The organism is Marinobacter sp. DY40_1A1 (assembly GCF_016597815.1).
GTDB lineage: Bacteria > Pseudomonadota > Gammaproteobacteria > Pseudomonadales > Oleiphilaceae > Marinobacter > Marinobacter xiaoshiensis.
The window spans coordinates 360,751-384,700 of record NZ_VCHA01000002.1 but is presented as its reverse complement, the minus strand read 5'-3'; the positions used below and the strand labels follow the sequence as shown (position 1 = coordinate 384,700).

23 protein-coding genes are annotated in these 23,950 nt (G+C 55.1%); 12 read left to right on the top strand and 11 right to left on the bottom strand.

The window, feature by feature from the left end; translation table 11 throughout:
* Positions 1-184: 184 nt before the first annotated feature.
* Complete coding sequence (locus FFI61_RS07670; protein WP_200369819.1) at positions 185-1,639, top strand: NAD-dependent succinate-semialdehyde dehydrogenase; 1,455 nt, start codon at positions 185-187, stop codon at positions 1,637-1,639.
* 68 nt (positions 1,640-1,707) lie between these two features.
* Here the strand turns inward: FFI61_RS07670 and FFI61_RS07665 are convergent, their stop codons facing one another.
* The 3 genes from FFI61_RS07665 to FFI61_RS07655 are packed head-to-tail and all read right to left on the bottom strand — an operon-like array spanning position 1,708 to position 4,937.
* Positions 1,708-2,121, bottom strand: coding sequence for a phosphate ABC transporter substrate-binding protein (locus FFI61_RS07665; RefSeq protein WP_200202316.1), 414 nt, complete (start codon positions 2,119-2,121; stop codon positions 1,708-1,710).
* 11 nt (positions 2,122-2,132) lie between these two features.
* A complete protein-coding gene (locus FFI61_RS07660; protein ID WP_200369818.1) occupies positions 2,133-3,290 on the bottom strand; it encodes a hypothetical protein in 1,158 nt (385 codons plus the stop codon).
* 33 nt (positions 3,291-3,323) lie between these two features.
* A complete protein-coding gene (locus tag FFI61_RS07655; protein ID WP_200369817.1) occupies positions 3,324-4,937 on the bottom strand; it encodes a methyl-accepting chemotaxis protein in 1,614 nt (537 codons plus the stop codon).
* Between the two features lie 240 nt (positions 4,938-5,177).
* Between FFI61_RS07655 and uvrD the strand changes: the two genes are divergently transcribed.
* On the top strand, positions 5,178-7,343 hold the full coding sequence (gene uvrD / locus FFI61_RS07650) for a DNA helicase II (RefSeq protein WP_200369816.1): 2,166 nt from the start codon (positions 5,178-5,180) through the stop codon (positions 7,341-7,343).
* Between the two features lie 164 nt (positions 7,344-7,507).
* On the opposite strand, the gene FFI61_RS07645 is transcribed toward uvrD, so the two are convergent.
* The 3 genes from FFI61_RS07645 to arsH form a co-directional block, all read right to left on the bottom strand.
* Positions 7,508-8,305 (bottom strand): undecaprenyl-diphosphate phosphatase, encoded by a 798-nt coding sequence (locus tag FFI61_RS07645; RefSeq protein WP_200202312.1) that lies wholly within the window; start codon positions 8,303-8,305, stop codon positions 7,508-7,510.
* Between the two features lie 154 nt (positions 8,306-8,459).
* Positions 8,460-9,524 (bottom strand): ACR3 family arsenite efflux transporter, encoded by a 1,065-nt coding sequence (gene arsB / locus FFI61_RS07640; protein ID WP_200369815.1) that lies wholly within the window; start codon positions 9,522-9,524, stop codon positions 8,460-8,462.
* An 8-nt stretch (positions 9,525-9,532) separates the two neighbouring features.
* The gene (gene arsH / locus FFI61_RS07635) at positions 9,533-10,249 is read right to left on the bottom strand and encodes an arsenical resistance protein ArsH (RefSeq protein ID WP_200369814.1); all 717 of its coding nucleotides are present in this window, start codon (positions 10,247-10,249) and stop codon (positions 9,533-9,535) included.
* 120 nt (positions 10,250-10,369) lie between these two features.
* Here arsH and FFI61_RS07630 point away from each other — a divergent pair, with 120 nt between their 5' ends.
* From FFI61_RS07630 to arsJ, 3 genes are read left to right on the top strand one after another with little or no spacing between them, the layout of a single operon-like run.
* A complete protein-coding gene (locus FFI61_RS07630) occupies positions 10,370-10,759 on the top strand; it encodes an ArsR/SmtB family transcription factor (RefSeq protein ID WP_200369813.1) in 390 nt (129 codons plus the stop codon).
* A 45-nt stretch (positions 10,760-10,804) separates the two neighbouring features.
* A complete protein-coding gene (locus tag FFI61_RS07625) occupies positions 10,805-11,809 on the top strand; it encodes an ArsJ-associated glyceraldehyde-3-phosphate dehydrogenase (RefSeq protein WP_200369812.1) in 1,005 nt (334 codons plus the stop codon).
* A 1-nt stretch (position 11,810) separates the two neighbouring features.
* On the top strand, positions 11,811-13,004 hold the full coding sequence (gene arsJ / locus FFI61_RS07620) for an organoarsenical effux MFS transporter ArsJ (protein ID WP_200369811.1): 1,194 nt from the start codon (positions 11,811-11,813) through the stop codon (positions 13,002-13,004).
* A 12-nt stretch (positions 13,005-13,016) separates the two neighbouring features.
* Here arsJ and FFI61_RS07615 read toward each other — a convergent pair whose 3' ends face one another.
* On the bottom strand, positions 13,017-13,643 hold the full coding sequence (locus tag FFI61_RS07615) for a hypothetical protein (RefSeq protein WP_200202307.1): 627 nt from the start codon (positions 13,641-13,643) through the stop codon (positions 13,017-13,019).
* Positions 13,644-13,796: 153 nt separating this feature from the next.
* On the opposite strand from FFI61_RS07615, the gene FFI61_RS07610 reads away from it, so the two are divergent.
* Together FFI61_RS07610 and FFI61_RS07605 are read left to right on the top strand one after the other, a co-directional pair.
* A complete protein-coding gene (locus FFI61_RS07610; protein WP_200202306.1) occupies positions 13,797-14,468 on the top strand; it encodes an SDR family oxidoreductase in 672 nt (223 codons plus the stop codon).
* On the top strand, positions 14,465-15,568 hold the full coding sequence (locus FFI61_RS07605) for a DUF3524 domain-containing protein (protein ID WP_320159563.1): 1,104 nt from the start codon (positions 14,465-14,467) through the stop codon (positions 15,566-15,568). The genes FFI61_RS07610 and FFI61_RS07605 overlap by 4 nt, the downstream gene beginning before the upstream one ends.
* 8 nt (positions 15,569-15,576) lie before the next feature.
* Here the strand turns inward: FFI61_RS07605 and FFI61_RS07600 are convergent, their stop codons facing one another.
* Positions 15,577-15,981 carry an acyl-CoA thioesterase gene (locus tag FFI61_RS07600; RefSeq protein WP_200202305.1) on the bottom strand — a complete coding sequence of 135 codons (405 nt, stop codon included), beginning with the start codon at positions 15,979-15,981 and terminating at the stop codon, positions 15,577-15,579.
* A 193-nt stretch (positions 15,982-16,174) separates the two neighbouring features.
* Here FFI61_RS07600 and FFI61_RS07595 point away from each other — a divergent pair, with 193 nt between their 5' ends.
* The 5 genes from FFI61_RS07595 to phoU are packed head-to-tail and all read left to right on the top strand — an operon-like array spanning position 16,175 to position 21,499.
* Complete coding sequence (locus FFI61_RS07595; protein WP_413785008.1) at positions 16,175-17,224, top strand: substrate-binding domain-containing protein; 1,050 nt, start codon at positions 16,175-16,177, stop codon at positions 17,222-17,224.
* Positions 17,224-18,612, top strand: a complete 1,389-nt coding sequence (gene pstC / locus FFI61_RS07590; RefSeq protein ID WP_200369810.1) for a phosphate ABC transporter permease subunit PstC — start codon at positions 17,224-17,226, stop codon at positions 18,610-18,612. The genes FFI61_RS07595 and pstC overlap by 1 nt, the downstream gene beginning before the upstream one ends.
* Entirely contained in the window at positions 18,605-19,903 is a 1,299-nt protein-coding gene (gene pstA, locus FFI61_RS07585; protein WP_200369809.1) for a phosphate ABC transporter permease PstA, read from the top strand. Before pstC ends, pstA begins: the two co-directional genes overlap by 8 nt.
* A 13-nt stretch (positions 19,904-19,916) precedes the next feature.
* A complete protein-coding gene (gene pstB, locus FFI61_RS07580; protein WP_200202302.1) occupies positions 19,917-20,744 on the top strand; it encodes a phosphate ABC transporter ATP-binding protein PstB in 828 nt (275 codons plus the stop codon).
* Positions 20,745-20,776: 32 nt separating this feature from the next.
* Positions 20,777-21,499, top strand: a complete 723-nt coding sequence (phoU, locus tag FFI61_RS07575) for a phosphate signaling complex protein PhoU (protein WP_200202301.1) — start codon at positions 20,777-20,779, stop codon at positions 21,497-21,499.
* A gap of 27 nt (positions 21,500-21,526) precedes the next feature.
* Here phoU and FFI61_RS07570 read toward each other — a convergent pair whose 3' ends face one another.
* The 3 genes from FFI61_RS07570 to FFI61_RS07560 all read right to left on the bottom strand — a co-directional run bounded on the left by FFI61_RS07570 (position 21,527) and on the right by FFI61_RS07560 (position 23,871).
* A complete protein-coding gene (locus FFI61_RS07570) occupies positions 21,527-21,892 on the bottom strand; it encodes a histidine triad nucleotide-binding protein (RefSeq protein WP_200202300.1) in 366 nt (121 codons plus the stop codon).
* Positions 21,893-21,934: 42 nt separating this feature from the next.
* Positions 21,935-23,230, bottom strand: a complete 1,296-nt coding sequence (locus tag FFI61_RS07565) for an FAD-dependent monooxygenase (protein WP_200369808.1) — start codon at positions 23,228-23,230, stop codon at positions 21,935-21,937.
* 86 nt (positions 23,231-23,316) lie between these two features.
* The gene (locus FFI61_RS07560; RefSeq protein WP_200369807.1) at positions 23,317-23,871 is read right to left on the bottom strand and encodes an aminoacyl-tRNA deacylase; all 555 of its coding nucleotides are present in this window, start codon (positions 23,869-23,871) and stop codon (positions 23,317-23,319) included.
* Positions 23,872-23,950: the final 79 nt, after the last annotated feature.

Genomic DNA, 23,950 nt, shown 5'->3' with positions numbered 1-23,950 from the left:
CAGTTGCTGTGAATGCAGACACTGTGAGTATGAGCACTTGGGAGTATAGGCACAGATTGGGATTGGTCAAAAGCCGGGCCATCGACTTTACAGGTAGTGATTCAGCATCCAAGATGAAGGACGGATTCAATTCATACAACCGTGCACCTTTGTGGGTGTCGTTACTGACTGAACAGGAGCCGAAATGATCGAGTCACCACTGCTGGGAAAGATGACTGGCTACATCGGCGGTCGCTGGACTGACAATGAACAGGGCAACACCTTTGATGTTTACAACCCGGCAACGGGCAAGGTGATTGCGCAGGTTGCCTCCATGCCTGAAAGTGAGGTGAAGGCGGCGATCGAGGCAGGCAAGTCTGCGCTGCAGCTGACCCACCCCTACTCCATCGAAACCCGCAGGAAATGGCTGGAAGACATTCGTGATGCGCTCAGGGCAAACAAGGAAGAAGTAGGCAGGGTCCTGTGTCTGGAGCACGGCAAGCCTTTGAACGAAGCCCAGGGTGAGGTGGATTATGCCGCGGGCTTTTTCGATTACTGCTCGAAGAATATTCAGGCGCTGGACGCTCACGAGCTCCCCGGAAAACCACGAGACTGTACCTGGACCGTTCATTATCGCCCGGTTGGGGTAACGGCTCTCATCACGCCCTGGAATTTTCCCATTGGTATGATTGCCAAGAAGCTGTCGGCGGCCCTGGCTGCTGGTTGTCCCTCAGTGATCAAGCCGGCAAGCGAAACGCCATTGACCATGATTGCGCTGTTCGAGTTGATGGACAAACATGTGGACCTGCCTGATGGCATGGTGAACCTGGTGATGGGAAAGGCCAGCGTGATTGGCAAGGTTCTGTGCGAAAGCCCGGATGTGCCCATGTTGAGCTTTACCGGGTCGACAGAGGTTGGCCGTAAGCTGGTTGTGGACACCGCTGACCAGATTAAAAAACTGGCTTTGGAGCTGGGTGGCAACGCGCCGTTTATCGTATTTGATGATGCGAATCTGGACGCCGCCGCAGACAACCTGATTGCCAACAAATTCCGTGGCAGCGGGCAAACCTGCGTGTGCGCAAACCGGATTTTCGTGCATGAGAAGGTGATGGACGCCTTTGGTGCGAAGCTTGCGGAGCGGGTGAACAAAATGACTGTTGGGGATGGCATCGCAGGTGATGTTGATCTTGGTCCACTGATTAATAAAGCCGGCTTCGACAAGGTAAAACGCCACTTGGAAGACGCCTTGAACAAAGGTGCTGCCCTGGTTGCGGGCAAGCAGCCTGGTGATCTGGGTGAGGGCCACCTGTTTTTCCCACCAACGGTTATTTCCGGCGTCACTCCGGATATGTGCTGTTCACGGGAAGAAACCTTCGGCCCCCTGGTGCCTATGGCCAGTTTCCGCACCGAGGAAGAGGTTATCGAGGCGGGTAACGATACTGAATTCGGCCTGGCTTCCTACGTGTTCACGGCAGATGCGGAGCGTGCCCAGCGGGTAGCTGCAGGTTTGCGGTTTGGGCACGTGGGTTGGAATACAGGTTCAGGGCCTACGCCTGAGGCGCCATTCGGCGGCATGAAGGCATCTGGAATCGGCCGCGAAGGCGGGCTTGAGGGGTTGTTCGAGTTTGTTGAAGCGCAAACGATACCGAGGGGCTTCTGATCTCTGGGCAGTCCTTTTAAACACAGAAGGCGAGCCAATGGCTCGCCTTCTGTGTTTTCGGCAACTGTTTAAGGTGTAAATATAACCTTAACAGAACTGTCTACATCGGCTTCATCAATGTAGCCGATGCTGCCTGGCGTCGATGAAACCCGCGCTTTCATTGCTGCGGCATTGTTTACTTCGGCGGGCGGTTGGCCACGGCCGGTAAACACCTGCTTGGACCAGAAGGCCTTGAGCTGGGCATCGTTGCGCCCGGTGATCTTGTCGTGGAACTGAGCGCGCACCGCGTCGCCACTGGCCATTTCAAATGTTGTGGCTTTCTGTCCGTCGGGCAGTTCATTACTGCGATTAAGGTACAGATCGCGCACTTGATTTTCGGTGATGCTGTCTGGGCCAGCACTGTGGCCGATCACTACAACATCGGCCAGAGCAAGGGGGCTAACCAGCAAGCTGGCCGCAAACATCAGGCTTAGCTTTTTCATAGGGGCCTCCGTTAAAACGCCGAGTCGAGTTTCAGGGTGTAGACGTTGGTGCTGTTTTTGCCAGCTGGCAGAACGTAAGCAGCATCCAGTCCTCCTGCAGCATTCTCAAAGCCGGTTACGTGAGTAACGTCCCCTTTGATTGCAACACCTGGTGTGATGTCCCAGCGTGCACCAATACTGTATTCGTCTCTCCGGGTGTTCAAAGCTGGTCCGAGAAAGGTGCGGTCGTCGTTATCCGTACTTTCGATCCAGCCAATTACCGCGTAGGGGGTTACGCTGCCAAACCGACGACCCACGGAAACGTATGCAGAGTCTGTATCTGCAAATTCTCCGTCGATTTTTGCCCGCGTTACTTCCGAGATAACCTGCCAGATGCCATCGTCATAGCCCAGGCCTAAGCCCAGGAACAAGGCTCGTTCACCATCTGAAAGGGCATACTCATGTACGCCATCCTGGTTAAGGTCAATATCAATGTTGACCTGAGCTGTTCCGACAATCGCTCTTGCAGTCCAGACATAGTCAGTCCACGAGAGAGTGGTGCCGAAAACGTTCCTCAATTCTGAAGGCCCAGTGGTTCCCTCTTCATCGGTGAATCCGGTGAAGAGCTGGCCTGTAACGGCTGAGTTGTCCAGATTCATTGTGTAGGTTGCATCTGCCCCTACATAGCTTTTTATAGAAATTGGGCCGTAAACGCTTTGTGGTGGCCGAGCCCAAGGCTGGGAGTAGCCCACTTCCAGGGAGTCGGAATACATGAACAGCGGCAGGCGCATTTTACCTGCACGGAGCTGCAGGTTGTTTATGGGGCGGTAGCTCAGGTAGGCCCACTCAACTACGGGGTCCCAGTCCTCTGCGCCGCGCCCTACCAGCTGGAAAACTGCCTGGCTCTTGTCAGAAACGTCAAACGTTCCTTGCAGAGCGAACAGGCTCAGATCTGCCACGCTGGTCTTTTCGGTTATACCGTCAAATCCCGCATCGTTGCTGGATTTTGCCACACCGGTGCTGAAGAAACCGTTGAAACGAACACGGTCATTCTTGGCGGTATTCACCTGCTGCTGCATGGAATCCAGCTGCTGCTGCATGCGGGCCAGGGTGTCTTCTGTGCTTTGGGCAGAAGCAGAGCTTGCTGCAATGGCCAACGCCAGAGGAGCAAGTTGTAGCAATCTTTTCATAGGTTTTCGATCCATACGTTTTTCATGGTTAATTTACACGCGGAACTGGCTGGCAACGGTTCGCAGACCATTGCTGACGCCCTGAATATCGCGGCTAACGCTATCCAGTTCGTCGGTGCTTTCCATGACTGCCTCGGCATTCCGGTGCATGTCCGTCATGTAAGTGGTTACTTCGTTAAATGTCGTGCTTTGTTCGTAGGTGGCAGCAGCAATCTGTTCATTCAGCTCACTGATCTGCTGCACGTTTTGCAGAATGCGGGACAAAATCTCACCGGATTCAGTGGTCGCTTCCACGCCCTCATGGGCTTTATTTACACTGGCTTTCATGGAGGTAACCGCTGAAGACGACAGCTTGGAGAGCTCTGAAATTACACCCTGAATTTCTTCCGTTGCTTTGTGGGTACGTACTGCAAGCCCACGCACCTCGTCAGCAACCACTGCAAAGCCGCGGCCATGTTCGCCGGCACGCGCTGCCTCAATCGCGGCGTTCAGAGCCAGCAGGTTGGTTTGTTCTGCAACGGTTTGAATGGTGTCCAGCAAACCCCCGACCCGGGCAGAGAACTCGTCGAACTGATTCACCAGACCAGCGGTATTCTCAATGTCGCTGACCAACTCGCGGATGGTGGCCACATTTTTCTGTACTTTTTCCTGGCCCGATTGGGCGAAGCGCGCTGCGTCCTGGGTCTGGTCCGAGGCGCTGGAAGCAAAACCTGCTACTTCTTCAACACTTTTTACCAGTTCATCCACAGAGTTACGGGTAGAAGAAATTGCCTGTGCCTGGCTGCTGATGCGCTCAAGGTTGGCCCGGCTGGCATCGGTCAGGTGGCCTGTTGCTGTGTTCAGTCCATTCACGTCATCGCTGATAGTGGCAAATGATTTATGCAGCTTGGCAACGAACAGGTTGAATTGATTAACCAGTTCCCGGAGTTCATCCCGGCCTTCATAGTTCAGGCGACGAGTCAGGTCGCCTTCGCCAGAGGCCATGTTCTTCAGGGAGTCGATAATCTGGGTAAGGCTGGTGGAGATGGAACGACCGATCACCAGGCTTATTGCGATCAGCACCACAACGGTAGTGACAAGAATAATCAGCGCCAGAGTTTGGGCATTTGTTGAGGCTTCAGCGGTTTCCGAAATGGCGCCCTGGAACCGTGCACGATTGTTTTCAAGCATGGCGTTCAGGCCAGCCTGCAGTTGCTCCAGACGGGCTGCGTTACGGGCTGCGTCGTCGCCAATGCGTGTGAAGTCCGCTGTGCCGTCGATAATGGAGGTGGCAAGGCGGGACGCGTTGTCGTAGTAGTTGTCGAGGTCCCGGCTCAGCTTTTGAATATTGCTGGCTTGGGCGGGGCTCAATTCCGCAATTTTTTCCAGGTTGGTCGCAATGGTGTCTCGGTAGGCCTGGGTTGCTTCCAGCTGCTGGTCGTCCCCCGTGGTAACCGCACCACTGATTTGTTGCTCCATCAGCTTTAGCTGGCCTTCATTAATAGTGGTCAGTTCCAGCGTCGGATAAAGGCGATCTTTTACCTCGCTCAGGCGTTCAGAGTTGGAGCGTTCTGTTATAAACGCGAAGCCCTGACTGATGACAAATGCGAGGATGGCAATGCTGACCAGTAAGCCAAGCTTTTGTGAGATTTTAAGTGATGACAGCATAGTCTTTTCCTGACGGAACAACCCAATGTGGCGGAATCAGCATATAGATTGCTATTAGTAGGCGAAATGGTGATTGTGTTTCGTACTGTTATGTACTGTTGTCGGCTGATTTTGCAGTAACTTTATAGTAAGGCGAGTCTAAAATGTTAAGCCATCGATCGGGATCGGGGCAGGCTCGGTCACGACTTGTTATAATCTTCGGCCAGAATTCCCCATTCTCCGGACTACAGTGATTTCCCCATGGATGTCTCCCACATTATTGATTCCCTGAATGATGCCCAGCGTGAGGCAGTTACGGCACAGAATGACCACTTGCTGGTGCTGGCGGGTGCCGGCAGTGGCAAGACCCGGGTGCTGGTGCACAGGATTGCGTGGTTGATGCAGGTGGATCGGGTTCCGCCTACGGGGATTCTGGCGGTCACCTTTACCAACAAAGCTGCCAAAGAGATGCGTTACCGCATCGAAGAGATGATGAATATTCCGTCTCGCGGCCTTTGGTTTGGCACCTTCCACGGTATCGCCCACCGTTTGCTAAGGGCGCATTCGAAGGATGCCGGGCTGCCGGAGAACTTTCAGGTGCTGGACAGCGACGATCAGCTGCGCATGGTCAAGCGGGTGATGCGGGAAGCGCAGATTGATGAAAGCCAGTTCCCGCCCAAGCAGGCTCAATGGTTCATCAGCAGCCAGAAAGACGAAGGTTTGCGGGCCGACCACATACAGGAAAATCCGGGCGACCACTTCACCTCCACCATGGTGAAGGTATACAGCCGCTACGAAAAACTGTGCCAGCAAAGCGGTCTGGTAGATTTTGGCGAGTTGCTGCTTCGCTCCCATGAACTCTGGCTGCACCGGCCGGAAATACTGGCTCACTATCAGCAGCGCTTTCAGCATATTCTGGTGGACGAGTTTCAGGACACCAACACGATTCAGTACGCCTGGCTGCAGGTTCTTGCGGGTAATCGTGTACCACTGACGGTGGTGGGTGATGACGACCAGTCTATTTACGGCTGGCGTGGCGCCAAAATAGAGAATATCCAGCAATACCAGAGGGATTTTCCGAACTCCCGGTTGGTGCGGCTGGAACAGAACTACCGATCCACTCAACTGATTCTGAAAGCCGCTAACGCCGTAATTGCCAACAACCAGGGCAGGCTCGGCAAAGAGCTTTGGACAGATGGCGTGGAAGGCGAACCCATCAGCCTTTATGCCGCATTTAATGAGCAGGATGAAGCCAATTACATAGCCGACAGCATCTCCAGTTGGGTGAACGAAGGCAACCTGCGAAGCGAATCCGCCATCCTGTACCGCTCCAACGCCCAATCCCGGGTGCTGGAAGAATCCCTGATGCGCCAGGGCATACCTTACCGGGTATATGGCGGCCTGCGCTTTTATGATCGCCAGGAAATCCGCAACGCCTTGGCTTACTTGCGTTTGGTGCACTACCGGCGGGACGATGCAGCCTTCGAGCGAGTGGTGAACTTGCCCACTCGTGGCATAGGCGCAAAAAGCTTGGCGGAACTGCGTGAATATGCAAGCAACCTGAGCATATCTCTATGGGAGTCGGCCGAGCGATTGCTGGCGGCCGGGCAGGTGAAAGGTCGTGCCAAAACCGGGCTGCAGACGTTCCTCGATATTATAGAAGAGCTGTCTGCGATGGCTGAAGGCGCGTCGCTTCATGGGCTTATGAAGCAGACCATCGAAGCCAGCGGCCTGAAGGACTACCACGCCAGTGAAAAAGGCGAGAAGGCTCAGGCGCGGGTGGAGAACCTGGAAGAGCTGGTTAACGCCCTTGCAGATTTTGATGTGGAAGAGGGTGTGGACCCGCTCTCGGAGTTTATTGCTCAGGCAGCTCTGGATGCTGGCGAATCTCAGGCGGAAGATCACGAAGACAGTGTGCAGCTCATGACTTTGCACTCTGCAAAAGGCTTGGAATTCCCGTTGGTATTCCTTGCCGGTGTTGAAGAGGGTTTGTTCCCTCACAGCATGTCTCTGGAAGAGCCGGGGCGCATGGAGGAAGAGCGGCGGCTGGCCTATGTAGGCATCACCCGGGCCATGAAAAAGTTGGTGATTACCTACGCCGAATCCCGCCGTTTGTACGGTCAGGAGAAGTTCAACGCGCTTTCCCGATTCGTTCGGGAGATTCCCGGCGATTGCCTGCAGGAGGTGCGCCTACGTAATACGGTAACCCGCCCGGCCATGATGGATCGCCCTAACGAAGGCCTGTTCAGCCAGGACTCTGCCCAGCAGACCGGTTTCAGCCTGGGGCAGCGTGTTCGGCACCCCAAGTTCGGCGAAGGTGTTGTGATGAATGCTGAAGGCACCGGGCACCACACAAGGGTGCAGGTGAATTTTGATGAAGGTGCCAAGTGGTTGGTGCTGGCTTATGCGCCGTTGGAGGCCTGCTAGGCTTTGGTGTTTGCAGATAGCGGGCTGCGCCTCCCAAAAAACGCTCCTTCGGCACATCCATGTGGCGCTTGGGCTCCGCCATCCATGGCTCCGCACATTTTTGGGAGGCGCAGCCCGCTATCTGCTTCGGACACGGTGCTGGCCTCAGCAAGACCTCACAGTGCCTACATCAACACCGCGTAAATAACCCCAGCCAGAATGACTCTGTAGATAACATAAGGCCACATGCCCACCTTGTTCAGCCATTTCAGGAAGAAGTGGATAGCGGTAATGGCAATAACGAAGGATGTAACGCCCCCTACCAGAAATGCACTCCAGTCCACGGCAATATCCGAAGTCGCTACTTCCAGAAGCTTAACTGCAGATGCCAGAGCGGTAATGGGAATGGCCAGCAGGAACGAGAAGCGGGAGGCGGTTTCCCGGCTCATGCCCAGGAACAAACCAGCAGTTATGGTAATTCCAGAACGAGAAGTGCCCGGTACAAGGGCGATGGCCTGTGCGATACCTACCAGTAAAGCGTCTTTCCAGTTCAGAGAGTCTATCGAGCGTTGGCGTTTGGGCATCCAGTCTGCAACACCCAGTAGCAAGCCGAAGAACAGTGTCGTGGCAAAGATGATTTCTACTGCACGCAGTTCGTTATCGATGATGTCCAGTAACGCCAATCCTGCAAGGCCAGCCGGGATTGTGCCAATCACCATATACAGCGCCAGTGCGCCCTGGCCGACTACGCGGCGTTGGCTCATGGATATGAGGCCGTCGCGGGCGATGCTGAATACGTCGGTGCGGAAGTAGATCACTACCGCCAATAGGGTACCCACGTGAACCGCAAGGTCGAACGCGACGCCCTGATCCACCCAGTCAAAAAATGCGGGTACAAGAATCAGGTGGGCTGAGCTGGAAATGGGCAGGAATTCGGTCAGTCCCTGCATAAGGCCAAGGAAAAAAGCCTGGAGAAAATCCATTCTGTTGGTTCCGTTCGGGTCAGAGGTTTGCGGTTCAATGGTAAGAAAGATGGGCGGGATATTAGCAGGGTGGTGGTTGGCTGAACAGGTCGCGAGCCCCGGCACTGTGCTTTGTAAGGTCGCCCCGGCCTGTCACCGGGGCTACGCGCAGCGGTCAGGCCGGGAATTTATCTCGGGTATTGTTGGCGATCCGCACCAGTACCAGCATCAAAGGCACTTCCACCAGCACGCCAACCACTGTGGCTAATGCTGCCCCGGATTGCAGGCCAAACAGGGCAATGGCTGCGGCTACTGCCAGTTCAAAGAAATTACTGGCACCGATCATGGCGCCGGGTGCGGCGATGCAGTGGCGAACGTTCCACAGTCTGGCCCAGCCGTAGGCGATGAAAAAAATCAGCACCGTCTGGATGATTAGCGGCACGGCAATCAGCGCAATGTGCAGTGGGTTTTCCAGGATGACTTCGCCTTGAAAGGCGAACAGCAACACCAGAGTGACAATCAGCGCTGCTGGCGTAATAGGCCCCAGCCGCTTCATGAACACTTCGTCGTACCACTGCTCGCCTCGGCGTGCGATTAATGTGCGACGGGTGAGATAGCCGGCGGCCAGCGGGATCACGATATACAACACAACCGACAGAATCACTGTATCCCAGGGCACCTGGATGTCGGAAATGCCCAGGAGTAAAACCACAATGGGCGCGAAGGCAAACAGCATAATGATGTCGTTCAGGGATACCTGCACCAGGGTATAAGCAGCATCGCCTTTGGTGAGGTAGCTCCACACGAACACCATGGCCGTACAGGGTGCTGCGCCCAGCAAAATTGCGCCCGCGAGGTATTCACTGGCCAAGGCAGGCGCAATCCAGGGCTCGAACACCACCATCAGGAAGAACCAGGCAATGGCGAACATAGTGAAAGGTTTGATAAGCCAGTTCACGATGGTGGTAATGGCCAGCCCTTTCGGCTCTTTTCTTACACCAACAATCGCACCAAAATCGATTTGCGCCATCATCGGAAAGATCATCGCCCAGATCAGGATAGCGATAGGGATGGACACCTGGGCGTATTCGAAGCGGGACAGGGTTTCGGGTATTCCAGGCGCTAACTGGCCCAAGGCTACGCCGGCAATAATTGCCAGAGCAACCCAGACCGACAGGTAGCGACCGAACAAATCCATGCCTTCTGAAGGGGTGCTCGCGGTTTCAGTATGTTGGCTCATGGTTGCCCTCAGATCGACCGTTGATTAACACGTTTTGATAAGTCTTCAGCGCTTTCTTTTCGCTCGGAGTAGCGGTCGGTCAGGTAGTCGCTGCGGTCACGTACCAACAAGGTGAACTTCACCAGTTCTTCCATCACATCCACGATGCGGTCGTAGTACGAAGAAGGCTTCATGCGGTCGTTTTCATCGAATTCCATGTAAGCTTTGGCCACGGATGACTGGTTAGGAATCGTCACCATCCGCATCCACCGGCCCAGCACCCGCAACTGATTGACCACGTTAAAGGATTGAGAGCCACCGCACACCTGCATCACCGCCAGGGTTTTGCCTTGGGTTGGGCGCACGGCACCGAGAGAAAGGGGAATCCAGTCGATCTGGGTTTTCATAATGCCGGTCATGGCACCGTGGCGCTCCGGTGAGCACCACACCATGCCTTCAGCCCATTCAGCAAGATCACGCAGCTCCTGAACTTTAGGGTGGGACGCGTCTTCAGCATCGGCCAACGGCAGGCCGCGCGGGTTAAATATGCGGGTTTCGGCACCCATGGCTTCCAGTAAGCGGGCGGACTCTTCTACCACGAGCCGGCTGAATGAACGGTCTCGCAGAGAGCCATAGAGCAGCAAGATGCGAGGTGCATGGTTTGAAGGCGCCGCTCCAAATACTTGCTCTGCAGTCGGTGCCTGGAACAGCTCAGAATCGATGTTGGGAGGTGCGGTCGGCTTCATGGTGTAATTTGTAATCTCGCTATCCGGGTGTCTTTACTTTGTCATCTTCGGTAATTAGTATCGCAAAAAAAACATATATGGAAAACCGAATATGAAAAAATTTCAGAATTGGTAGATTTCATGAATAGAGACTTTCTTTATCAGCAGGAAGCCGGGCTGAAGCTCGAAGACTGCAGCCCGGTCACCGTTTTCAAGGCCTTGAGCGATGAGTTACGGCTGGCAGCTTTGCTGCTTATTCGGGGGCAGAAGGAATTGTGTGTGTGCGAACTGACAGAAGCCTTTGCTGTGTCCCAGCCGAAGGTCAGTCGTCACCTTGCCACATTACGAGAGGCCGGACTGGTAGAAACAGAGCGTCGTGGGCAATGGGTTTACTATTCAGTGAACCCACAGTTGCCGGACTGGGTAGCTCGGATTCTGGATGAAACGGCGCAAAATAATAAAGCCTTGATCGAAACGCCTATGGCGAAGCTGCAGGCAATGGCCGAGCGCCCGGCACCGCAGTGCCCCTGAACATTCATTGGATACATCACCTGCGAAATTCGCAAGGAGAACACCATGAGCAAAATCAAAGTAGGCATTAACGGGTTTGGCCGTATTGGTCGCTTGGCGTTAAGGGCCGCCTGGGAGTGGCCTGAACTGGAATTTGTGGCGATTAATGACCCGGGCGCAGACGCTCATACTTTGGCTCATCTGCTGAACTTCGACAGTATCCATGGCCGCTGGAGCCGTGAGGCAGCTGCTGATGGCGATGACATGGTGATTGATGGCCAGCGCATCCGTGTCACTCGTAATAAAGCCATTGCCGATACCGACTGGTCTGGATGCGATCTGGTGATCGAAGCCAGCGGTGCGCACAAGACAGTGTCGGTGCTGCAGGGCTACCTCGATCAAGGCGTAAAACGGGTGGTGGTCACCGCGCCGGTGAAAGAAGCGGGCGCGAAGAATATTGTTGTGGGCGTGAATGAAGACATTTTTGATCCGGCCAGGGATCGAATTGTAACCGCGGCGTCGTGCACCACTAACTGTTTGGCGCCAGTGGTGAAAGTGATTCACGAGAAACTGGGTATCAAACACGGCTCCATTACCACCATCCACAGCCTGACCAATACCCAGACAATCATTGATGCGCCCCACAAAGACCTGCGGCGGGCACGGGCTTGCGGCAGTTCGCTGATTCCCACAAGTACCGGTTCTGCCACGGCGATTATCGAAATATTCCCGGACCTTAAAGGACGTTTGGATGGCCACGCAGTGCGTGTTCCCCTCACCAACGCGTCTCTGACGGATTGTGTGTTTGAGGTGGAAACGCCCACAGATCGCGATGCGGTAAACCGGCTGCTCAAAGAAGCCTCAGAGGGTGAATTGAAGGACATTCTGGGCTACGAAGAACGCCCGCTGGTATCCATCGATTACAAAACAGACCCGCGCTCATCCATTGTCGATGCCTTGTCCACGCTGGTGGTCAACGGAACTCAGGTGAAGATCTACGCTTGGTATGACAACGAGTGGGGTTACGCCAACCGCACCGTTGAACTGGCGCGCAAGGTGGGCCTGGCTTGATATGAATACCGCCATTCGTCAGTACCTGGTGATCACGGGTAATTATTGGGCCTTCACCCTGACGGATGGGGCGTTGCGCATGCTGGTGGTGCTGCATTTCCACCAGCTTGGTTACTCGCCGCTGGAAATCGCCCTGCTATTCGTGTTCTACGAGTTCTTCGGGGTGGTGACCAATCTGGTGGGTGGTTATCTGGGCGCTCGCATGGGTTTGAATCGCACCATGAACATCGGGCTGTTCCTGCAAATCGCAGCCTTGGCCATGCTGGCTGTCCCGGCGGCCATGCTCTCAGTGCCCTGGGTGATGGCGGCGCAAGCTTTGTCTGGTATTGCCAAAGACCTGAACAAAATGTCTGCCAAAAGCGGCATCAAATTGCTGGTGCCAGATGAGCAGCAGGGCACTTTGTATAAATGGGTCGCCATACTGACGGGATCGAAGAACACGCTGAAAGGCGTGGGCTTTTTTCTGGGTGGCGTGCTGCTGATGTCGGTGGGTTTCACCGGCGCGGTGCTTACCATGGCTGCGGCTCTCGGGTTGGTTTGGCTGGCCAGTCTATTTTTGCTTAAACAGGAATTGGGCAAGAGCACCGCAAAACCCAAATTCCGGGAGATTCTTTCAAAAAGCCCTGCCATTAACGTGCTGTCTGCAGCCCGTATGTTTCTGTTTGGTGCCCGGGATGTGTGGTTTGTTGTGGCTCTGCCCGTTTATCTGCATACGGTCTTTGGTTGGGATTTCTGGAAGGTCGGCGGCTTTATGGCCACCTGGGTCATCGGCTATGGCTTTATCCAGACCATAGCGCCCCGGATTACCGGCACAAGCGAAGGCAAGCAACCTGCCGCATTCTGGGCCGCAGCACTGGCATTGGTTCCTGCGGCTATTGCCCTTGGTCTGATGGCCGGCTGGTCACCACAGATCGTGGTTATCGGTGGTTTGTTGCTGTTCGGAATCTTGTTTGCCATCAACTCCTCCCTGCACAGCTATCTGATTGTCAGCTATGCCAGAGGTGATGGTGTATCCCTGGATGTGGGTTTTTATTACATGTCCAATGCCGCAGGCAGGCTGCTGGGTACGATATTGTCTGGCTGGGTGTATCAGGTTTACGGGCTGGAGGCATGCTTGTGGATATCGTCGGGTCTGGTATTAACAGCAGCGTTGCTGTCGTTGATGCTGCCGGAAAGGCATGTGGCTGAAGCATGACAGCAGGTGAAATCAAAAACGCAGAACCAGCCCTGCGCCTGCTTCAATCTGAAGGTAGCCGCTGCTGCGGTAGGTAAGTTCGCAGCCGCCGGAGCAGAGCACAGAACCGCCGGAATCCAGGGCTGTGTAGATTCCACGAAGGTCCAGTCGCAGGCGCAAGCTGTCGTTAAGTAAGAATTGATAACCACCTCCGAGGGAGAGCGCAAGGCGATGCTCCGTATCGAAACCTGAACCCTTTGGCTCAAGCCGCGTTACGCCCAACACCCCAGAGGCAAAGCCACCGTGGGTTTTTCGGCCCGGAAAGTAGAGCCCACCGAACTGCAGCTGATAAATCGTAACGTCAGTTGCCTGTGCTCCCGTGGTAAACAAACCGCTATCGAGCTTGGCCGAGGTATCCTGCCGGCCAAAATACAGTTCGCCCTGCTTGCCTGCTTCTGGCAAGTCAAAGTTTAGAACAATCCCTTGGCTAACAGAGTCCTTGAATTTGATTTGATCCTTGGTGCTGGCGCTGGCGGATTCAATATCGATAGAGCTGCCCATGCGGTAGCCTGCGAAAGGCGTGATGCCAAAATCGGCAGCTACTGGGCTCGAAATCAGGGAAAGGGCTGTCGTGAGTATAAATAGCTGCCTGAAGCTCATGGGCTGAGGATCTCTGATTTCTTGAAAGGACTGTGTCGGGCGATAATGTATAAGCATTACAGACTCGGGCAATCTTGCCAATAGGCTAGACTGACCCGGAAAGAAAGTTGCCCTGCTAGTCTATCGAACCTGTTCTGAAGGGAGTTTTTTCATATGTCCATTTCGAGCTTGGTAGTAATCACCGGCGCCAATCGTGGAATTGGTCTGGAGCTTGCCCGCCATTATGCTTCTGAAGGTTATGAAGTAGTGGGTGTTTGCCGGCAATCGTCTGATGAGTTGGCAAAAGTGGCGAGGCAGGTCATTGAAGGCGTTGATGTCACCACCGCTGAGGGGATCGCAAAACTGAAAACCGGGTTAGCAGGCAAACATATCAGCCTGCTGATCAACAATGCTGGCCTGTTACAGGATGAGGTGTTGGGCAGTATCGATTTTGACTCTATCCGTACACAAATGGAGATCAACGCCTACGCGCCCCTGCGTGTAGCTGAGGCCTTGATTCCTTTAATGGGGCAGGGCAGCAAGATCGCCAATATCACCAGCCGCATGGGTTCAATTGCCGATAACGATTCTGGTGGCCGTTACGGCTATCGAGCGTCCAAGGCGGCGTTAAACGCCTTTGGTAAATCTCTGGCGATGGATTTGAAACCCAAGGGGATTGCTGTCGCGCAGCTGCACCCTGGTTTTGTGAAGACCCGAATGGTGAACTTTGGCGGCCTGATCACTCCGGAAGAGTCTGCCCGCGGGCTGGTGGAGCAGATTGCCAGGCTGAACCTGGAGAATACCGGCTCTTTCTGGCATAGCAATGGTGAAGAGCTGCCCTGGTGAGTATCAAACCACGCATTCTGCTGCTGTCGGCGTACGACGCTGCCAGCCACAAGCGCTGGCGTGAACAGCTCATTGCACTGTTGCCGGAATATCACTGGCATACACTGATATTGGCTCCCCGGTATTTTCAGTGGCGTATCCGCGGCAACCCGTTGAGCTGGCTGAACGAGCCGTGTCTTCAGGAACCCTGGGATCTGGTTATTGCCACGTCCATGGTGGATCTCGCAACCTTGCGGGGCTTGCATCCACAACTGGCGAACACACCTTGCTTGCTATACATGCACGAGAACCAGTTTGCTTTCCCTGTCAGTAACCAGCAGCAGGGGCGGGTGGAGCCCCAGATGGTCAATTTGTATGGTGCGGTGGCTGCGGATAGCGTGGTATTTAACAGTGCCTGGAATCGAGACAGCTTTCTGAAAGGAGCATCAGAGTTTTTGGGCAAGATGCCGGATGCCGTGCCGGAAGGGCTGATTGAACGTCTTCGGCTAAAGTCCAGAGTGCTTCCGGTGCCTATCGAAGATTATCTGTTTGTGGACAATCCGGAACCCTTGAACAGAGCGTGTCCACATCTCCTCTGGAACCACCGCTGGGAATACGATAAAGCGCCAGACAGGCTGCTGGGCTTTCTGGCGCGACTTGAAAATCGGCAGCAGCCATATCGGTTAAGCCTGGTCGGAGAAGGCTTTCGTAATCACCCGAAATCGTTTGATCAGATAGCGACCCGGTTCAGTCATCGCCTCGAGAACTGGGGCTTTCTGGAAAGTCGGGCTGAATACGACAGGCTGCTACGCAAGGCAGATATTGTTTTATCTACCGCGCTTCATGATTTTCAGGGGCTGTCGATGCTGGAAGCTATGGCGTCCGGATGCGTTCCTCTGGCGCCCGACCGGCTGGCGTATCGAGAATATGTGCCCGACAGCTGTCGCTATGAAAGCCATGAGCAGGACGCTGGTGCGGAAGCTGAAGCTGCGATCAGCTGTTTGCAACGGATTCTGGAGAAACCGCCCAGCCGGTGTCGGCCGGACCCCTGGAAAGCATCGGTACTGGCAGAGCAGTACCGGTTGCTGTTTGGTGAACTCATCCGGGCCTGCCCGGATTGAGCTGGCACTCAGGCTGGCTGTTCGGGCACTTCCCGGATCCGACCTTGTTCATCAATGGCAACGTATACAAACCGACCTTCAGTGACCTTGCGCGGGTGTTTGGCTGCACGATCAAGGGTCCACACTTCCACATGGATTTTCATGGAGCTGCGGCCGATGTCTACCAGTTCGCAGTAGCAGCCCACCTGCGAACCCACTCGCAGAGGTGAGAGAAACTCCATTCCATCCATTGCCACAGTGGCATTGCGGCCCAGAGATATGCGGCCAGCCATAGTTGCTGCAGCAATATCCATCTGCTTGACTAGCCAGCCAGCAAATACGTCGCCATTGGCGTTGGTATCTTGTGGTAGGGGAACAATCTGAAGGGTCAAGTCGCCGCGGGGACTGGGTTTGTCGTCATCGTACGCCGTCATGAAGCCTGCCTTTTATTAGGTTCTGGAATTATTTTCTTAGCATGGTAACGACCTGCAGCACGGCTGCAAGCTTATTTATTGCTTCGGCACAATATTTCAGCAGGTGTAACAAAGCTGTCATACAGAAGCTCTAGTCTTTAGCCATCAGTAAACCGGTGCTGTACACAATTTTAGTGACTGATGGAGATTTAACGTGATTAAACCGAATACAGCTTTTGCTATTGTTGCACTGACTGGCGGGTTATCCATGCTTTCCGCTCCGGCATTGGCCCGTGACACCGTAAACGTTGTGGGTTCTTCAACGGTTTATCCTTTTGCCACGGTTGTGGCCGAGCGCTTTGGCCGCAACACCAGCTTCCCAACACCCAAGCTGGAATCAACCGGTTCTGGCGGCGGCTTCAAGCTGTTCTGTGCGGGTATTGGCACTCAGCACCCGGACATTACCAACGCCTCCCGCCGCATGAAAGCCAGCGAATTCGACATGTGCCAGCGCAATGGTGTGGAAGCCATTACCGAAGTAAAAATCGGCGCTGATGGCATTGTAATCGCAAACTCCAAACAAGCTGACCAGATGGATCTGAGCCTGCGGCAGGTGTTCCTGGCGCTGGCCAAAGAAGTTCCCGACCCAAAAGGCGGTGACAAGCTGGTTGCCAATCCTTATGAGAAGTGGAGCGATATCGATTCCGGCCTGCCAGCTAAGGCCATTCGTGTGATGGGGCCGCCTCCTACGTCCGGCACCCGTGACGCCTTCGTAGAAATTGCGATGGAAGGTGGCTGTAAGACCTACGGCTTCATCAAGGCCATGGAAAAGAAAGAAATGCGCGGTGTTTGCCACAATATGCGCGAAGATGGCGCATTTGTAGAGGCTGGCGAAAACGATAACCTGATCGTGCAGCGCCTGGTGCAGGACAAAGACACCCTGGGTATCTTCGGCTACAGTTTCCTGATGGAAAACAGCGGTGAAATTCAGGCGACAACCATCAACGGAGTGGCGCCAACACCAGACACCATTGCCGATGAGAAATACCCGGTTGCCCGCTCCCTGTTCTTCTATATCAAGAATGCACACGCAGGTGTGGTTCCAGGCATTGCCGAGTATGCACAGGAATTTACCACTGAAGGCGCGTGGGGCGATAACGGTTACCTGGTGGATGTGGGGCTGATCCCTAACCCCCGCAACGTGCGCATGGAAACCGCGAAAGCAGTTCGGGAACTCAAACCAATGACAGGTGATGAGCTTTAATGCAGACGGCTGATTTATTGCCCCTGGTTCTGGTGCTTGCCGCAGTAGCTTACGGGTTCGCTTATATGCGTTCCCGGGCTGTGGCAGCACCCCTGGGGGGCATCCGTAACCTCAAGGCCCTGCCGGCATACTATGCCGCCAGGGCTGCGCTTTGGTGTGCGATTCCAGCCCTGATCATCCTGGGTGCCTGGGCCGCTTTTGAAGGCAAGGTTATTCAGAACGTTGTGATGGCTTCCCTGCCGGCAGAGTTGACGCCGCAATCGGCAGGGCACGCCAGCCTGACACTTTCCCAGATCAGTAACCTGGCAGCAGGTAAGCTGAACCCCGCCATGGTGCCCGATGGCATTTCCAATGCGGCCGTATTGTTGCAGGAGTTGCGAGAGCAAAGCAGCCGCTTCAAAAGCCTTTTGGTTATTTTGATTGCCGTTCTTGGCGGCACCTTCGCCTGGACACGAGTGGCCCCGACTATAAACGCTCGCAAGAGCGTGGAGCTTACGCTTCAGCGCCTGTTCTTTGTGTGTGCCGCTGTGGCGATACTGACCACCATCGGCATTGTTTTTTCCGTTATTTTTGAAACCGTCCGCTTCTTTGGCAAGGTGCCGATGAGCGAGTTTCTGTTTGGCACCAACTGGAGCCCGCAAACTGCGTTGCGGGCGGATCAGGTAGGTTCAGAGGGTGCCTTCGGCGTTATTCCGCTCTTCACTGGCACCCTGATGATTTCCGCCATTGCCATGCTGATCGCCGTGCCGGTGGGCCTGTTGTCTGCGGTTTATCTTTCAGAATACGCTAGCCCACGGATGCGCTCGGTGGTTAAGCCATTGCTGGAAATGCTGGCGGGGGTGCCCACCGTCGTTTATGGCTTCTTTGCGGCGCTCACGGTAGCGCCTTTCATCCGTGATCTGGCTCTGATGGTTGGCCTTGAAGCTTCCTCCCAGAGTGCTCTGGCAGCGGGCTTGGTGATGGGCATTATGATCATTCCCTTCGTGTCTTCGCTATCTGATGACGTGATCAACGCAGTGCCACGCAGCCTTCGCGATGGCTCCCTGGCATTGGGTGCCACTCAGTCTGAAACAATGAAAAACGTGATTTTTCCGGCGGCGCTGCCAGGCATTATGGGCGGCATTTTGCTGGCTGCATCCCGTGCCATTGGTGAAACCATGATTGTAGTGATGGCCGCTGGCCTGGCCGCAAATCTGACGGCCAACCCTCTGGATTCTGTGACTACGGTAACCGTACAGATTGTCACCCTGCTGACCGGTGACCAGGAGTTCGACAGCGCCAAAACACTGGCCGCATTCGCCCTCGGCATGATGCTCTTTATCGTAACGCTGCTGCTGAACGTGATCGCACTGAAAGTCGTGCGTAAATACAGGGAACAATATGACTAAGCCAGGTTCACACGCGGAGCGTGAAGGCTCGCAGGCGGAGCTGATTCGCCGTTCGCTCAAGCGCCGTTATCGCAAGGAACGCCGGTTCCGCCTTTATGGCATCACGGCCATTTTCATTGCGCTCTTCTCGCTGGTGATTCTGTTTACGGACATTATCAGCAAGGGATACACCGGCTTCATCAAAACCACCGTGACCCTTGAGGTGCATCTGGATGGCGAACTGATGTACCTGAACGATGCCGCAGATCCGGAACAGATCGCCATGGCAGACTTCCAGGCGCCCATCATCAAGGCCATGCAGGCGTATTTCCCGGAGGCTTCCAGCCGGGCGGATATGCGGGAGCTCAGCCGCATGACAGGCAGTTATGCCAGCAACCAGGTTCGCGACTTGCTGAAGGAGAATCCGGATTGGCTGGGCACTACCCGCACCATTGAGTTCCCGGCCCACGATACGGTGTCCGTTTATGTAAAGCATGCCGGCGACCCTGGCTACTCCATACGCCTCACAGAGCAGCAACAGCGCTGGACGGATGAACTGCTGAGTAAGGGCGTTATCGATACCGGGTTTAACGATGTGTTTTTCACCAGTGGTGACTCTCGGGAGCCGTCTAACGCCGGTATTCTGGGCGCGCTGGTTGGCTCCTTGCTCACCATGGGCATTACCCTGGTCATTGCCTTCCCGGTGGGCGTAGCCGCGGCGATTTATCTGGAAGAGTTTGCCCCCAGCAACCGCCTGACGGACTTTATTGAGGTCAACATCAACAACCTGGCAGCCGTGCCCTCCATCATCTTCGGGTTGCTGGGGCTGGCGGTGTTTATCGGCCTGTTCGGTATGCCTCGCTCGGTGCCCGTGGTCGGTGGCCTTGTGTTGGCGCTGATGACTCTGCCCACCATCATCATTTCGAGCCGTGCAGCCATAAAGAGTGTGCCCCCGTCGATTCGGGAGGCAGCCGAAGGCATAGGCGCGTCAAAAATGCAGGTGGTGTTGCACCACGTTCTGCCCCTGGCCATGCCTGGCATGCTGACCGGCTCCATCATTGGTATGGCGCAAGCCCTGGGAGAGACAGCGCCTCTCCTGTTGATTGGCATGGTGGCGTTTATTGTCGAGATACCGGATGGCTTCTTCAGTTCCGCCACCGTGTTGCCCGTACAGATCTTCATCTGGGCCGGCAGTGCAGAGCAGGGATTCGTGGAGCTGGCCTCCGCCGGCATTATGGTACTGCTCGCCTTCCTGATCACCATGAACGCGTTCGCCATCTGGCTGCGTAAACGCCTTGAGCGCCGTTGGTAAAGAGACAACACTTATGAGTATTAGTATGAGCCCTGCAGAAACCACGATTGAAGAAGGCAAAACCGTTGGCATTCCCTTCTCCGACGACCCCAAATTTCATCTGCGGAATGTGGAAGTCTTCTATGGCGAATCGCCGGCCATTAAAAACATCAGCCTGGATATCGCCCGCAACGAAGTTATTGCGTTTATCGGGCCTTCCGGCTGCGGTAAGTCCACCTTCTTGCGCTGCCTGAACCGGATGAACGACAGTATCGAGAGTTGCCAGATCAAGGGCTCTTTGCTCTTGGACGGCCAGGACATCTACGACCCCAAACGGGATGTGGTGGAGCTGCGTGCCCGGGTAGGTATGGTATTCCAGAAGCCCAACCCCTTCCCCAAGTCTATTTACGATAACGTCGCCTACGGCCCCCGAATTCATGGCCTGGCCAACCGCAAGTCAGACCTGGACGACATAGTGGAAAACAGCCTGCGTAAGGCCGGCTTGTGGAATGAGGTTAAAGACCGCCTTGATGCCATGGCAACCGGCATGTCCGGCGGACAGCAGCAGCGGCTGTGCATCGCCAGAGCCATAGCGGTTAGCCCGGAAGTGGTGTTAATGGATGAACCTTGTTCGGCGCTGGACCCGATAGCCACTGCCAGAATTGAGGAGCTGATTGCCGAGTTGTCCGAGAGCTACACCATTGTGATCGTGACCCACTCCATGCAGCAGGCCGCGCGGGTTTCCAATCGCACCGCCTACTTCCATTTGGGCCATCTTGTGGAAGTAAACGACACCAGCAAGGTATTCACCATGCCGGAACATGAATTGACGGAATCCTACATCACTGGCCGGTTTGGCTGATTCAGGGTTTAAAGAACAGGGGGAGAGTCACAATGCCTACGAAAAAAGATGACGTTTATGGAGATCATATCTCCAATCGATTCAATGATGAGTTGCTGGCCCTGCAAACCCGATTCCTGAAAATGGGCGGCCTGGTGGAGACCCAGATAGACAGCGCCGTTAAGGCGCTCATTGAGGGCGATGGCCAGCTGGCGGAAGAGATCCGCTCCAAAGACAAGCTGGTGGATCGGATGGAGATGGATATTGATGAAGAGGCGATGCTGATCATTGCCCGCCGCCAGCCGACAGCTCGTGATCTGAGACTGGTTATTTCTGTGATCCGAATGGTTGCAGATCTGGAGCGGGTGGGCGATGAAGCCAAGAAAATCGCCAAGTTTGCCATCAAGCTCCTGGATGAAGGTCAGTCGCCCCAGGGCTATGTGGAGGTGCGCAATATCAGCGCCCATGTGATGACCATGCTTCACGATTCACTGGATGCGTTTGCGCGCCTGGATTCCGAGCAGGCACTGCGAGTAATGAAGGAAGACAAACGGGTGGATGAGGAATATCAGGCTGCGGCCCGCACCCTGCTGACCTTTATGATGGAAGACCCCCGTAACATCTCACGGTGCATGTCAGTGATGTGGGTTCTGCGGTCGCTGGAGCGGGTGGGGGATCACGCCTGCAACATTGCCGAGAACGTGATTTTCATGGTCAAAGGCGAAGACGTGCGCCATACACCCATGGAAGAGGCGGAGCGTGTAGTGGGGCGTTAAGCCCCACTCTAGCCAAGCCAGGGCTGCTTAGGCCTGCTTCATTTTGTCGGTATAAGGTGGCCAGCCCAGAGGTTTTCCTGCCAGCAAGTGCAGGTGAATATGGAATACCGTCTGGCCAGAGTTTTCGCCGCAGTTCATCACGGTGCGATAACCGTCTTCGGCAAAGCCCATCTCCTTTGCGAGCTTGGCGGCTACCCAGTACAGGTGGCCAACCAGCTCGCGATCCATCTCTTCGATGTCGTTAATGGTCGCGATCAGCTTTTTCGGGATAATCAGCAGGTGCACTGGCGCTTGCGGGTTGATATCACGGAATGCCAGGCTGATATCGTCTTCGTAAACGATATCCGCCGGGATTTCGCGGTTGATGATCTTGGTAAAAAGGGTTTCGGACATCCTGGTTTCCTTTTATTTGTTGTGACTCGATTGTTCAGGTACTTAAAGCTGGTTCAGGCCCGGTAGCCGGGCAGCTAACTGGCGGATAATCGCTGGCAGCTCATCGTCGATCCCCATGGCATAGCGTGCCACCCGGTTACGGGCAAAGGGCAGCGCGCGGGCGGCGCCCAGGCCGATGTTCCTGAGCAGGTGCAGCGGCGGAATCTGGTTGCTGAACAGGTGATAAAACGCATCCATGGCAAACATCATGCGCCGGTTGGCCGGTCGCCGTTGCGTCTCATAGCTTACCAATACCGAGGCGTCGGCCAGATCCCTGCCAGCCCTACGTGCTTCTTTCAGAATAGATTGCAGGCACTGGGCATCCTGAAATCCAAGATTCACACCCTGCCCAGCCAAGGGGTTGATGGTATGAGCCGCATCCCCCACAAGCACAATGCGCCCCGCCGAGTAGTGCTTGGCGTGCTGGCGGGCGATGGGAAAACTGGCGCGATCTTCAATATGGGTAAGGTGCGGCAGCTCTGCCGGGAAGCCCTGCTGTATTTCTGCCATCAGCGCTTCGTCACTCAGATTTTTAAGGCGGGCAATTTCTTCAGGCGAGTCGTACCACACCAGCGAAGCGCGGCTTTCACCTGGGTGGTTTGGGTCTGCACTGTATAACGGCAGGAAGGCTCTCGGGCCAGACGGGTAAAATCCCTGCCATGTAATGTCTTGCACGGGCCCCTGATAACGCACGGAAATAACCATGGCCTGTTGGCCGTACTGGTTTCTTGTAACCCCAATGCCGGCCATATCACGCACTCGGGATTGCGCGCCGTCGGCACCAATAATCAGGGTAGCGGCCAGTTCCTCGCCGTTCTCAAGCCCGACCCTGGCCTGTCCATCCACCTGTGTAATGCCAGTAACGCCATTGCCCGCCAGTATGGTAACCGAGGGCTCCGCTTCCGCCGCTTGCCAAAGGCCTTGCTGGGTTACGGAGTTTTCCACAATATGGCCAAGGTGAGAGGCATTCAGCCCGGCGGCGTCGAACTCCACCTGATTGGACGTGCGCGGTAGCAAGTTACTCAGGGGGTGGCGGGTTTCGTCCCACACCGCGAGACGGCGATAAGGCGTGGCGCGCATACCCAGGATATGATCCCAGGCGCCAAGGCTTTGCAGATAACGCTCACTGCCTGCGCTGAGAGCTGACACGCGGATATCGGGGGCCGAATCAGGGTCGAAACCGGGGGCAGGGGCGCGATCAACCATCGCGACGCTAAAGCCCTCTCGCCCGAGGCCAGTGGCAAGTGCGGCGCCGACCATGCCGGCGCCGACAATTACAATATCAAAAGCTTGAGTCATATCGGGTTCCTGTCTGATGCCCCACAGTTTACGCGATGGCAAGGATCAGACAAGCGACCGGGATCAAGCCTGTTATGAAAGCTCCGTTAACCTATCATGCCCGAGACCAATTGCTCGGAGGTTTCTCCTGGCTGGCGCCGACCTTTTTTAAGCCAGGCAGGCTTTTGGGCGCCAGGCTTGATGAAGCCCCGGTTGAGCACGATGGGCTGTACCAGGTTCAGGAAATCCCGGGTTTTCATGTGCAGGGTTTCGGTATGGCTGCCTGCGGCAAAGGCGAGTTCCGGCTGTTCTGTCAGCGGCTCAGCACAATACACCGTCATCCCGAACAAACTGCCGAAGGGCGGCATGGCGCCGACCTCACAATCCGGGAAACGATCCTGAAACTCCTGCTCGTCGGCAAGGTCGACAAAATCGGTATCCAGAATACGGGAAAGGCTTTCCCAGCGAACACGCCAGGTTGCCGGCATGACCAGCATGGCCATTTTTCCATCGAGCTCAATAATGACGGTTTTGACTACCTTGTCACCGGCAATCTTTACATGGTGAGCAAGCTCTTGCGCGGTAAACGCGGAGGGGTGGCTGAGGCACATGTATTCAACATTTGCCCCATCCAGAAATTCTTTTAACTGCTGAATCGGCATAGTGACAGCCTCCTACCAGCATGGACAGCAACCCGGAATGGCTTGATATGAGCTCCACTCCGACGACGTTCTGGCGGGG